Origin of the sequence: Methylobacterium sp. 77 (assembly GCF_000372825.1) — a bacterium.
Classification (GTDB): Bacteria; Pseudomonadota; Alphaproteobacteria; order Rhizobiales; family Beijerinckiaceae; genus Methylobacterium.
In genome coordinates this window covers 2716762-2729704 of the sequence record NZ_KB910516.1, presented here as the reverse complement: position 1 = coordinate 2729704, position 12943 = coordinate 2716762, and the positions used below count along the sequence as shown (strand labels likewise).

Below are 12943 nucleotides of genomic sequence, written 5' to 3'. Positions count from 1 at the left end.
CTATCGCATTTTTAAATGCATTGTCAAAAATTGATTTGACCAGCGTAAAGTTCTCCGCCGTCAAAGTAAAAGTCGGCTATGAAATTTCTCTCGGTTATGGATGCAAAGCGTGGACCTTTCAGGAATGAGGTCGCACCGGCCGGTCTGTCGGTGTAAGTCTCGGAGGTGAAATGGTCGGCGGGCATGCGCGGCCTGTCGCCCTTGAGGACGTAGCCTTTCGAGGAGAGACCGTGACAACCAGCGAATGGCGACCGATGGAATCCGTGGGCGATGCCGAGACGGCCGTCGACCGTCTCGCCGCCTTGTATGCGAGTGCAATTCATTCACTTCAGGCGGCTCTGACCCGCTACCTCGCCGGTGGCCCCGCTCCGGACCACGCCGAACGGCTTCAGTTCCGCTATCCCGAATTGCGGATCACCTATCACCCGGCCGGGCCGATCCCCCGCTTCGCCCGTGCGACGGCGAAGTTCCAGTCGCCGGGGACCTACGCGACGACCGTGACGCAGCCTGCGCATTTCAGAGCGTATCTGCTCGAACAACTGACGCCGCTGGTGCAGGATTACGGCGCAGCCCTCGAAGTCGGCTTGAGTGCGCAGGAAATCCCTTACCCCTACGTGCTGGAGCCGGGAGCCAACCTTTCCGGCAACGGCATCACACCACGCGATCTGGCGACCTACTTCCCCGTGCCGCTGCTTTCCGTGGTCGGAGACGAGATCGCCGATGGTCTTTGGGTGGCCCCCCCCGAGGAGCCGAAACCGTTGGCGCTGTTCGACGCGATCCGGGTCGATTACTCCCTGCGCCGTTTGGTTCACTATACCGGCTGCGACTGGCGCGACGTTCAGCCTTGGATCCTGCTGACCAACTACCATCGCTACGTCGACGGCTTCATCCGGCATGGGTTGGAGCAACTCGCTCATGGCAAGGACGGCTATGAGCGCATGATCCTGCCGGGCGGCATCTCCGTCTCGCGGGAGGAGGCGGCGAGCATCGATCCGGCGAGCCTCATCGCCGCCTCGCCCTGGCACAAGTTCCAGATGCCGGCCTATCACCTCGTGGCGCGTGGCCCCGACGGGTCGATGCAGGGCACGACGCTGGTGAATATCGGCGTCGGGCCGTCGAACGCGAAGACGATTACCGACCATTTGGCGGTGTTGCGCCCGCATTGCTGGCTCATGGTCGGTCATTGCGGCGGCCTACGTCAGTCGCAGACCATCGGCGATTACGTCCTCGCACATGGCTACCTGCGCCGTGACCGCATCCTCGACGAGCTCGTGCCGCCGGACGTGCCGGTGCCGGCCCTGGCGGAGGTTCAACTCGCGCTCCAGGCTGCGGCCGCCAACGTCACCGGCGAGACCCCCGAGGATCTGAAGCGTCGCCTGCGCACCGGCACGGTGGTCACCTATGACGACCGCAATTGGGAACTTCGATTCAGCCAGGAAAGGCGACGGATCAACCTGTCCCGAGCCATCGGCGTCGACATGGAGAGCGGCACCATCGCGGCGCAGGGATATCGGCTGCGGGTTCCCTACGGCACGCTCCTCTGCGTCTCCGACAAGCCGCTGCATGGTGAGATCAAGCTGCCGGGTGCGGCCAACGCCTTCTATGAGCGGGCGGTTGCCGAGCACCTGCTCATCGGACTGTCGGCCCTCGATATCCTGCGCGCCGACCGTCATGGCTTGCATTCGCGCAAGCTACGGAGCTTCGACGAGCCGCCGTTCCGTTGAAAATGGCGACGCGATAAGCTGCCGCCAAGGCTCATCCGACTCAATTACTGTCGAATGAGCCTTGTAGCACTTCAGGGTCGTCGTATATTTTCCTGTCCGGAGCGATGTTATAGATTCCTGCCGGGGACCAATATCTTATGGATCCCCGTTTTTATCGTTCGAGACGATGTTCTATGCTTCGTTATGCGAGAACGGTTCATTCGTCGACGTATGAACGATGTCTCCACTGATGCTCGACGCTGTACGAGGCCAGCGTGAATCGATCAGTCTGCTTTTTGCGATACGCGCAACGCTGACGGAGTTGTTCGTATTCCCGCCGAGGACGTGAAACGCATCGTCGTCCTCGCTTTTATAGAATCCAACATGGCCGAAGACGCCGTTCGGTTGTCCTCGCCAAAACACGAGGATCGCTCCTTTTCGCGGAGTACAGCTATCGCCGAATTTTGCCCAGTTTCGCGCGAGCAGTGGATGCTTCGGCAGAACTTCATCGGGAAGTGTTGACCCAATACAATGGGCCGTAAATAGACCGCACCATGGTATATCGTCATTCTGGAAGTCGATATTCAGATTGACGGCCCATTTGATGATGTCTTCGTTCGAGGCTCGACCAGGGATCTCTCGAATGCCGATGAGATCCACGGCTTCCTGATACCAGACCAGGGGTCCGGCATTCGTCTCGTGCTGGCCGGTCGACGTGTTCGGAACGATGCCGAATAGCGCTTGTGCCGTTACAGGACCGACAATGCCGTCGACTTGCAAGCCTCGCACTTTTTGAAATAACTTAACTGCAGCGACCGTCTTTCTACCCCATATGCCGTCGATATCGCCGGGGTTTATGCCCTGATACTGTAAAGTTTTTTGAACGGTCAGGACATCCATTGCAAATTCACCCTTCGATGCTGAATATCTCAGATACCTCTGAGAATCACATGCGTGAAAAACAGCAACTAAAGATAGCATGCGTGGAGTAGTTTACAATCCAGGGATGGACAAACCGGCGCAATCGGGCGGCCTGAGCAGCCTCGACCGTGTATGGCTTCTCTGGAGCCGGACCGCCTGGAGGATTGTTATCAGCGCTCGCGCCGCCACAACCCGGCGCGTTCGGAGCGGGCCTGTTCCTCCGCCGCCAGGAGGTCGGACGGCGCATTGTCGGCCGCGCGTGCGCCGCCGGCGGTGAGGATGAGTGATGCGAGGTCGTCGCCGTCGATCTGGCAGCGCAGGCCTTGGGGCGCGGGCTCGTCGGCCGCGCCAGTCGCCGCCTGCGAACAGACGACTTCCCGTCTGCGCAGGTAGCGCGCGAGCTGGCGTGCCAAGGCACCGCGCTCGCCATCGACACCCAGGAGGCGCACCGTCCGGCCTCGGAACGACAGGGTTCCGGTATCGATCACCTCCGGCACGCCGCGCAGGGCGCCGGCCGCGACGGTCTCCTTGGCCGGAGCCGGCTCGGCGCGGGCGGCGGAGGGGCGCTTGCGCCGGCTCGCCATCTGCGCGTTGGCGCGCTGCATGAAATCCTTGAAGATCGCGGCGGGCAGGTCGCCGCCGCCGACCTTGTTCATCGAAGCATTGTCGTCATTGCCGATCCACACGCCGACGGTGAGGTCCGGCGTGACCCCGACGAACCAGGCATCGCGGTAATCCTGGGTCGTGCCGGTCTTGCCGCCCACCGCGATATTGGCGATCCGTGCGGCCCGCCCTGTCCCGCTATCGACCACCGCCTGGAGCGAGTCGAGCATCATCGCGCGGCTTTCACCGGGCAGCGGCACCGTCGGCTTGGCGTCCGGGCGCAGGTAGAGTGGATCCGGTCCGGTCCCGCGAATGGCGTGGACGCCGTAGCTGTCGAGGGGCTGGGCGCTCGCCAGAACGCCGGCATAGGCCCGCGTCATCTCGAGCAGGCTCACTTCGGCCGAACCGAGCGCGAGGCTCGGCACGTTGGGTAGATCGGAGGTGACGCCGAGCTTGCGGGCCGTGTCGATGACGGAGGCCATGCCGACCTCGTCGGCGAGCTGCGCGGCGATGGTGTTGATCGATTGCGCGAAGGCGGTGCGGAGGGGAACCGCGCCGCGGAAGCGGCCGCTCGCGTTCTGGGGTTCCCAATCGCCGATCTGGATCGGCCGATCCACGAGCACGGTGTCGGGCGTCAGGCCCTTCTCGTAGGCGGTAAGGTAGACGAAGAGTTTGAACAACGAGCCGGCCTGGCGCTTGGCCTGGGTCGCACGGTTGAACTGGCTGTCCTCGTAATCCCGCCCTCCGACCATGGCGAGGATCGCGCCCTCCTTGCTGAGGACGACCATGGCGCCCTGGCTCGCCTTCTTCTTCGCCCCTTCCGCGTCGAGGCGCCGGGCGATGACGCCTTCCGCCAGACTCTGCAGATCGAGGTTCAGGGTGGTGCGCAGGGTGACGTCGCCGGGCGTGTCCGACAGGCGCTTGGCATCGGCCGCCACCATGTCGAGGAAGTAATTGGTGCCGGGCGGTGTCTCGGGCGGCGTGCGTAGGGTGATCGTCTGGGCTCTCGCTTTGTCCGCGTCCACGGCGCTGATCGCGCCGGTCTCGACCATGGTCTGCAGCACGATGTCGGCGCGCTCCTTGGCGCCGCCGAAATTGCGCGTCGGGGCGAGCTGCGACGGCGCCCGGACGAGGCCGGCGAGCATCGCGGCCTCGGGAAGCGTCAGCGCCTTCGCGCCCTTGCCGAAATAGCGCCGCGACGCAGCGTCGATCCCATAGGCGCCGGCACCGAAATAGGCCGTGTTCAGATAGCCGAGGAGGATGTCCTCCTTCGACATCGTGCTCTCGACGCGCAGGGCGAGGAACGCTTCCTGAATTTTGCGGCGAAGCGTCTTCTCCTGGGTCAGGGAGGTCAGGCGGACATATTGCTGTGTGATCGTCGAGGCTCCCTCGCGCACACCGCCGCTCACCGTGTTGCGCCAGAGCGCCCGCAGCAATCCACGCGGATCGATGCCCCAATGCGAGTAGAATCGCCGGTCCTCGATGGCGACCACGGCCTGGGCGAGATGGGCTGGCATGTCGGCGGCCGTCAGCTTCTGGCCCTGGAACGCGCCGCGCGTGGCGAAGACCCGGCCGTCATCCGCTTCCACTGTGAGGGCGCGCTGTCCCCCTTCCGGCACGACTCCGCCCAGCGGCGGCAATGTCGCGAAACTGTAGAGGACGAGGCCGGCGAGAAGGGCCAGGGGCAGCAGCACGAGGGCGAGCAGCGCCGCCACCAGGGGGCGACGGCGCAGGCGTCCGACGAGGGATTTTTCGGGCGATGCGTCCGCGAGGGGCGCGCCCGGCCGCGCGACGGCGGGGTCCGAAGTGCGGGACCGGAACCGGCCGGCGAAACCCTGCCAGGCGGGTCCGGCGGCCCGCGCCGCGCCGGCCGCCCGGCGTCCGGCCCTGCGCGCGGCACCGGCCGCCAGCACGCCGAGCTGGCGGCCGAGCACCTTGGCGGCCGCGGCGGCCTCGCGGGCGGCGGCCCGCGTCTCTTCGGTCTCGCAATGTTGCGGATCGGATTTGGTCGGGTCCGGCCTCTCGTGGCTCGGGCGGTCCGGGTCGAGAGGATTCATCGGAGGCCCGAGCGGGGTTGTGGTGAAGTCCGGTCCCGGGAGAGCGTCGATGCAGGAACGCCTCGGGGCGGTCAGGCCGGTTCTAAACCATCTCCCGCCGCCAAAGCTACGCCGTTCCCGTCCGCCCTCGGGACGCATCGGACGCCCACGGTTGTCGGACGCGCGGGAACAATGGGTTCCGTCTTCCCGCGTTGAGTCCGAGGCGGTCGTTTCGAGTTTCGCGGGATGAGCCTGCGCAGTTCTTTGCGCAGGCGGATCCGTGGCGTCTCCCCATCCGCCAAAGCCTCGGCCGAGCTGATTTCACCCTGGAACGGGGCGGCTTAGGCCAGCCCGAATTGGGCGTGCAGCACCTTGTCGAAGAGCGACCGCGGAAGAAACCGACGGGCAAACGAACCTTGTCGCACGGCTTTGCCGGAGGCGTATCGCAGGCGCGGTGTGGTGTCGCCCGCCGCGCGCACAATGGTCTCGGCCACGCTTTGCGGCGTGTCGGCCGTCTTCATGGCCTTCGTATAGGCCACATCGTATCTCGCGCGGAGCGTGGCATAATCGGTCAGCGGCGCATCGGCGGCAACGGTGCTGGCCTCGAACGCGGTGCTGGTCGCTCCCGGCTCGATCACCAGGACCCGCACGCCAAACCCCCGAACCTCATGGTCCAGGGACTCGGAATAGCCTTCCAGCGCATGTTTCGTCGCTGAATAATGGGTGTTGAACGGCGCCGGGATCACGCCGAGTCCCGAGCCGACGTTGAGAATGCGGCCGCTGCCCTGGCGGCGCATGATCGGGAGAACCGCATTGGTCACCCGGACGACGCCTAGGACGTTGGTGTCGAAGAGGGCCCGGACCTGATCGATCGAGCTTTCCTCGGCCGCGCCCGAGATACCGAACCCGGCATTGTTGACCAGGAGATCGATGCGGCCGAGCTCGGCATGCGCTTGCGCGACGGCCGCGGCGACGGAGGCGTCGGACGTGACATCGCAGGCGATCAGTCGGATGCCGTCGCGAATCTCACCGGGCGCCGCCTTGCGGCTCGTGCCGATCACCCGGAAGCCTGCCTGCGCCAGCGCTAAGGCTGCCGCCTTGCCGATGCCGCTGGAGGCTCCCGTGAGAAACGCGGTCTTCTGCTGCGTACTTGCTTTGGCCATGTCTTCGCCTTGCCTTCTACCCTGCCATCGTCTTCGCCAGGGTCAGATCGCGGGATCCGCGTTTTTGATGACACCCATCATCATCGCGCATGAATTATGATCGCCATCATCAATGTCAAGGCGAATTTTTTGGCTCAGCGCAGGGTGACGTCAGAATGAACGACACGTGGGCGCCAAAACTCCAATCTCAACGGAGCCGCAGGATGAGTCACCCGCGAAAATGACGAATTCTGGCCGAACGACAATGACCCTGTCGGCCGAACATAGGATTATTAGAGAAAGACTTGCTGCTTTACGGCTTATGCTCAGCCAAATCGGTAGCGATAGCTGAAGATATTCTCGCTAAAAACCGAAGCTTTGGCCCGGATGACTTTGTACTAGCCTGCAGCCGGTGCTTGACAACAGAAGCCAAAGCCAAAAAACGCGTCCGATGCGTGGAGTGTCTCTTCCATCGAGCGACGATCGTCGAATCAACGGTCAGTCTGCATCGTGCCCGCTCAAGTCGGCGAAGCGGCGCGGCAATCTAACGTCCGGGCCGGTTTCGCCGCCACGATCGATGAAACGTCGAATCGGAAGATGCATCCGACACCAGGCTCGCGGGAGCTGAGGTCCCGCCGAGAGTCCATTGCCGGGCGCTCACTCGGCCGGTGCGAGCGCCTCGGTCACGTGGACGCGCTTGGCCGCGATTTCCATCGGGCGCGGCTCCGAGGCGGGGCCGATCTCCGACGTCGACACCTCGGTCTTCGGCTCGGGTGAGACCAGGGCGGTCACGCCTTCGTACTGATCGAGCCGGCGGTCGATCATGTCGCCGAGACGCTCGCGGACTTCCGCCACGGTTAGGCTGCGGCGATGCTTGCCGGCCTTCTCGGTGAACAGGCTGCGGTTGGCGCGGGCGGCGGCACGGAATGCCTGCTTGGCGACCTTGTCCGGGTTGTCGCTGTTCAGCGCCAGGAACTTTCCGGCGCTCGACGTGCCGAGGAAATGGGCGAGATAGAGTTCCGAGGTCTTCAGTTCGCGGCCGATGCGCTGCTCGATGCGGGCACGGTCGCGCTTGATCAGTTCGCCGGCCATGAGGGCCGCGACATAGGGGTCCTGCCGGAGGCGCAGCACGCGGCTGCGCGTGGCGTCATCCTGAATCGTGATGGCGCTGCCGCGCCCGGTGATCGCATTGGCTTCGGTCTCGAGCCCATAGCGGGCGCCGTAGGTCCTGATCAGTTCAAGCCACGTGGCGGACAGGAACTGGAACAGGCCTTCCGCCGACGATGTCGCGGCCTTCACAGTCGTCGAGAAGCTCGATTCCTTGTCGGCGAGCGCCATCATGTAGACCGGATCGACGCCGGTTTCGGTGGAGGCCTTCAGGATCGTCTCGACGATGTCACGCGGCACGGTCATATCGCCGAAGCGGAGGATGTCGCGGCCGGTGCCGTCGCGACCCTGCGGAAGTGACGCGAGGTCGTTTTCGATCAGGCTCGCCGTCGCAGGTTCTTGATCGAGGAGGGGAACTCCTTCCCAATCGGAGGGTTTATCGACAGTCGCGGAGGTCAGATCGTTGGCGACGAACGCCCGTTCGTCGATACGGTCATGGGCGGTCGCGGCCGGTGCCAAGGCATTCTGCGGAAGCCCGGACCCGAGAAGCAGGCCGATCGCGATCTTCGCAAGTATATTCTTTATCGATGTCTTTCCGCGAGCGCGTCCTGTGCGGCGCACGGTGCCGGGCTGAAGCCAGGCGACCATCTCCGCATCGTCGAGGGTCTCGTTGGGCACGAGACGGCGCACGTCGTCGGCGCAGAGCGCCGGCTCCGGGAAAAGCCCCATCATTGTTCCTTGTTCGTGCCGCGGCGTTCTAGGACGCGGCTTCGATCAGTTCAGCGAGAGGACATCTCGCCGGGAGCTGTGACCACATTGGGACAGCTCCGTGATTCAAGCGTGGCACGCTTAAGGAACGGTTAAGGCTATGATTTAACGATATTTTAACGAAACGTTCGGTCCCGGTTCAGCCCAACCGCGTCAAAAAGGCGTCCTGGCCGGGGTTGGAACGGATCGTCCGGAGACCAGTTAGGATGGGCCTGAAAGGTCGGCTCTCGCGGGCCGGAGACAACGCCTGAACAGGCCCACTGAAGGAAGCCTTATCCCAATGAGCATGCAGACCGGTCGCCGTGTCGGCGTTGCCTTCGTCGGTATGGGTGGCGCCGTCGCCACCACCGCCATCGCCGGCATCGAGATGATCAAATCCGGATCGAACCGCCTCGACGGATTGCCTCTTGCCGGCCTCTCGGTCGCAGGATTGGCCGATTACAAGGACCTCGTCTTCGGTGGGTGGGACTTGAACGACGATGACCTCGCCTCCGCCGCGACCGGCCACGGCGTGCTGACCAAGCAGGATATCGAAAATGGCGCCCAGGTGCTGAAGGGCATCAAGCCTTGGCCGGCGGTGGGTAGCGCCAAGTTCTGCAAGAACATCGAAGGTGCGAACCGCATCGTCGCCGCCGATCACCGCGAGGCGGTGTCGGTCATCGCCAACGACCTCCGTCGCTTCCGTCTTGAGAGCAATCTCGACGACGTCGTCGTGATCAATCTCGCCTCCACCGAGCGCTGGCCCGACCTCGATGCGCCGGCCCTGAACTCCCGGGACGCTTTCGAGAAGGGTCTCGATGCGAGCGATGAATCGATCAGCCCCGCGATGCTCTACGCCTATGCGGCGATCCAGAGCGGCGTGCCCTATGCCAACTTCACGCCGAGTGTCGCTGCCGACGTGCCGGCCCTGCTCGAACTCGCCCGCGAGATGGGCGTGCCGCTCGCCGGCAAGGACGGCAAGACCGGCCAGACCATGATGAAGACGGTGCTAGCACCGGCGCTCAAGGCCCGCGCCCTGCATGTGGACGGTTGGTTCTCGACCAACATCCTCGGCAACCGTGACGGTCTCGCCCTCAACGACAAGGATTCGCTGCAGTCGAAGCTCAACACCAAGGGTACGGTGCTGGATTCGATCCTCGGTTATCCGGTCGAGGACCATCTGGTCCACATCCACTACTACCGGCCCCGCGGCGACGACAAGGAAGCCTGGGACAACATCGACGTCACCGGCTTCCTCGGCCAGCGCATGCAGATCAAGGTCAACTTTCTCTGCAAGGATTCCATCCTGGCCGCCCCGCTGGTGATCGAGATCGCCCGCGTGCTCGACCTCGCCAAGAAGCGCGGCGAGAGCGGCCCGCAAGAGCAGTTGTCCTCGTTCTTCAAGGCGCCGATGGTCGCGAACGGCCACGGCCCAGAGCACGATTTCGGCAAGCAGCAGCACATGCTGCTCGATTGGCTCGGCGTGCGGCAATGACCACGTCCGATACGGGGGGCGGCATGGCCGCCCCCTTCGCGTTGCGCGATTTGTTCGTCGAACTCAACGACCTCAAACGCGTGCATTCGGCCGGCCGCATCGGCTCCATCGCTGAGCGGCTGTTTGCGCAGGGTTGGTCGGCGCTGACCGGGGGCGCGGATCCGGAAACGGTGGCGTTCGACATCACCGCCAAGGCCCTCGCGGCATCCCGGCTGTGCGATCTCGACGCGGCCTTCCTCGCATCGACCGGCCTTGGCGAAGCCGAGATCGGCGACGTTCTCACCGCCGGGCTCGATGCCGTTGCCTCTGCGGTCGATCCGGAGCTGAAGGCGCGCCTCGCCGAGGCGCTTCGCCATGGCGAGGCCGTGCTTCCCGGTCACCTGCCCGCTTTTGTCGCAGCGCTGAACCACCAGCCTCGGGCGGGCGTGACCTGTCCCGGCAAGGCGCGCATCCTCCTTGAGCCGCCCGAGAACCATTCCGAACATTGCCTGATGGTGGCGGTATACGGCGTCGTCCTCAGTCCGTTCTACCGAGCTGATCCGGCTCTCGTCTTCCTCGCAGCGATGAGCCACCACTTCCATAATGCGGCGATGCCGGATGCCGGCTTTACCGGTGAAATGCTGCTTGGCGGCCATCTCGGTCCGATCATGGCGCGTACGACGCAATGGGCGCTCGATGAGTTGGACGCGCCGTTGCGTGACAGCGTCGAGCGTGCGCGAGCGGTGCTACCCGACGATGCCACGGCAGAGGGTCGCACCTTCCATGCCGCCGATTGCATCGACCGTGTCCTGCAGATCGCCCAGCACCTTCGGGCAGCCTCGCTGACTATGGAGACGGTGCTCGACGAGATGGAGCTGGTCCATGCGGGCCCGGTAAAGGGGTTTCACGACCGAGTCCTCAGGGATATGCGAATCCCGTGACGGTCCCCTGCGGCAGGATGGGAGGCATCTCATGATCCCATTCGAACTCCTCTCCCCGGAATCTGGACATCCGCTCAAATCCGACACGCCGCACTCCTTGCGCGATGTCGTGACCCATGCGCGCTGGCCCGTGATCGATGGGATTCCCTATCTCCGAACTGGCCGAGACGAATTGGTGGCGGCGACGCTCGCCCTGCTCGACGACGGTCGGACCGATCTCGCGTTGGAGGGATTGCTTGGCGACCAGGACGAATGGTGGACCGGCCCGCCGGCCGACCCGCTCGATCTCCATGGCCTCGTGCGGGACCGCGACAAGGCGAGTCTCAGGGACGCCGTGCGATTGCTCGGTTGGGGCCGGGTCGGAGATTATTTCCTGCATCGATGGACCGATCCCACCTTCCTCGCCGGCCTGACGCTTCTCGAGGCGCATTGGAACGATCCGGTCTGCGTCTTCGAATTCGCCTGCGGCATCGGACACTATTTGCGTGAGATGCAGGCGCGGGGCGTCAAGGTGGCCGGGGCCGATGTTGTCTTTGCCAAGCTCTGGGTCGCGCGGCACTGGGTCGTCGGCGACAAGGCTCAGCTCGTCTGTTTCGATGCCGGATCGCCGCATTGGCCGATCCCCGGCGCCCCTGTGGATCTCGTGGTGTGCAACGACGCGTTCTACTTCCTCGACGACAAGCCGGGCGTGCTCGAATGCCTGCGCCACAATGCCGGCGACGATGGCTGGCTCGTTCTCAGCCACATCCACAACGCCGAACGGCCGGGCTTCTCGGCCGGTCGCGCCGTCTCGGCGGATGAGATCGAGGAGCTGTTTCCGGATGGCCTCGTCTATGACGACGACGAACTCACCCGCGCCCTCGTGGAGAGACGCGCTCCCTCGCCGCAGCGCCCGACGGATCTGCGCCATGTCGAGGCTTTCTCGGTGGTGGCCGGCGCTGGGATGCGGCCGGCGCCGCGTGCCATCCTCGATGGGCTGACATGGCCGAATGAGGGGACGGCCCTTCGGCTCAACCCTCTCTATGAGCCCGATCCGGCGGGCGGCTATGCCGTCACCTGGCCGTCGGAACGCTACGAGGCCGAATACGCGCCCCGAGTGACCTATCCGTTGCATTCGGAAGGCCCCGAGACCCTGGACTGGGTTGGCGGCGATCAATCCCCGCACGAGGATCGCGTCCGTCGCCGCGAGTTCGTCGACCTGCCGGAGCGCTGGTGATGAGCGACTCCATCGGTTGGGGCATCGTCGGCTACGGCTGGGTCGCACGCGATTACATGGCACCGGGCATCCGCGCGGCGGGACATCGGCTGGTCGCCGTGTCCGACCCCGGTGAAGCCTCCCGCGCGGCCGCCGAGGCGGAAGGCGCGCGGGCCTTTCCGGATCTCGCCGGATTGCTCGCTGAGCCCGAGGTCGAAGCGGTCTACGTGGCGACTCCCAATCACCTTCATCGCGAGGCGGTCGAGGCCCTGGCTACGTCGGGCAAGGCCGTTCTCTGCGAGAAGCCGATGGCGGCATCGCTCCTCGACGCCGAAGCCATGGTCGCGGCGGTCCGGCATGGCGGCATCTTCTACGGCACCGCTTTCGACCAGCGCCATCACCCGGCTCACCGGGCCATGCGCGAGGCGATCCGGCAGGGCCGCATCGGCGCGGTGACCACCATCCGCATCGTCTATGCCTGCTGGCTCGACCGGGCCTGGGCTTCGTTTGTCGGCCAGGACAATTGGCGCATCGATCCGGTGAAGGCCGGCGGCGGCGCTCTCATGGATCTCGCGCCCCACGGCATCGACCTCGTGGATTTCCTGCTCGATGAATCCATCGCGGACATCGCTGCGCTGACCCAGGCGAGGGCTCAGAATTACGCGGTCGATGACGGCGCGCTCCTCATCGGCCGCACCGCCTCCGGCATCCTCGCCAACCTCCATGTCGCCTATAATTGCCCGGATGCGCTGCCGCGCCGCCGCCTCGAAGTGATCGGGACCAAGGGCGCGCTCACCGCCATTGACACGATGGGACAGGTGGCCGGCGGCACCCTCACTGTCACCGATGGTGCCAGCGGGCAGGTCGAGGCGATTCCCTTCGACGCGGAGGCCTCGCCCTTCCTCGAGCAGGTCCGCGCCTTCGGCTCGGCCTTGCGTCGCCCTGGTGAGCGCGACGCGTACAGTGCCGAGCGCGACCTGCATACGATGCGCCTTCTGGCGCGGGCTTATGAATGCGGATCGGGCGGTGGCGAGCCGCCGCCGATTTCGAGAACAGGACTTCGTCCATAGGGGA

At 64.8% G+C, this 12943-nt stretch carries 9 protein-coding genes; 5 read left to right on the top strand and 4 right to left on the bottom strand.

What is annotated here, in order from left to right; genetic code table 11:
- Window positions 1–254: 254 nt before the first annotated feature.
- On the top strand, window positions 255–1724 hold the full coding sequence (locus A3OK_RS0112880; RefSeq protein ID WP_019905291.1) for an AMP nucleosidase: 1470 nt from the start codon (window positions 255–257) through the stop codon (window positions 1722–1724).
- A gap of 171 nt (window positions 1725–1895) precedes the next feature.
- Here A3OK_RS0112880 and A3OK_RS23610 read toward each other — a convergent pair whose 3' ends face one another.
- From A3OK_RS23610 to A3OK_RS0112865, 4 genes are all read right to left on the bottom strand, one after another.
- On the bottom strand, window positions 1896–2603 hold the full coding sequence (locus A3OK_RS23610; RefSeq protein WP_081631194.1) for a TIGR02594 family protein: 708 nt from the start codon (window positions 2601–2603) through the stop codon (window positions 1896–1898).
- 191 nt (window positions 2604–2794) lie between these two features.
- Window positions 2795–5284 (bottom strand): PBP1A family penicillin-binding protein, encoded by a 2490-nt coding sequence (locus A3OK_RS0112875; RefSeq protein ID WP_019905290.1) that lies wholly within the window; start codon window positions 5282–5284, stop codon window positions 2795–2797.
- 320 nt (window positions 5285–5604) lie between these two features.
- A complete protein-coding gene (locus tag A3OK_RS0112870) occupies window positions 5605–6426 on the bottom strand; it encodes an oxidoreductase (protein WP_019905289.1) in 822 nt (273 codons plus the stop codon).
- 636 nt (window positions 6427–7062) lie between these two features.
- Window positions 7063–8244 (bottom strand): transglycosylase SLT domain-containing protein, encoded by a 1182-nt coding sequence (locus A3OK_RS0112865; RefSeq protein ID WP_019905288.1) that lies wholly within the window; start codon window positions 8242–8244, stop codon window positions 7063–7065.
- A gap of 316 nt (window positions 8245–8560) precedes the next feature.
- Here A3OK_RS0112865 and A3OK_RS0112860 point away from each other — a divergent pair, with 316 nt between their 5' ends.
- From A3OK_RS0112860 to A3OK_RS0112845, 4 genes are read left to right on the top strand one after another with little or no spacing between them, the layout of a single operon-like run.
- On the top strand, window positions 8561–9754 hold the full coding sequence (locus A3OK_RS0112860) for an inositol-3-phosphate synthase (RefSeq protein WP_019905287.1): 1194 nt from the start codon (window positions 8561–8563) through the stop codon (window positions 9752–9754).
- Window positions 9755–9777: 23 nt separating this feature from the next.
- Window positions 9778–10674, top strand: a complete 897-nt coding sequence (locus A3OK_RS0112855; RefSeq protein ID WP_019905286.1) for a hypothetical protein — start codon at window positions 9778–9780, stop codon at window positions 10672–10674.
- A gap of 31 nt (window positions 10675–10705) precedes the next feature.
- On the top strand, window positions 10706–11890 hold the full coding sequence (locus tag A3OK_RS0112850) for a methyltransferase domain-containing protein (protein WP_019905285.1): 1185 nt from the start codon (window positions 10706–10708) through the stop codon (window positions 11888–11890).
- A complete protein-coding gene (locus A3OK_RS0112845; RefSeq protein WP_019905284.1) occupies window positions 11890–12939 on the top strand; it encodes a Gfo/Idh/MocA family oxidoreductase in 1050 nt (349 codons plus the stop codon). Before A3OK_RS0112850 ends, A3OK_RS0112845 begins: the two co-directional genes overlap by 1 nt.
- The last annotated feature ends 4 nt before the right edge of the window (window positions 12940–12943 follow it).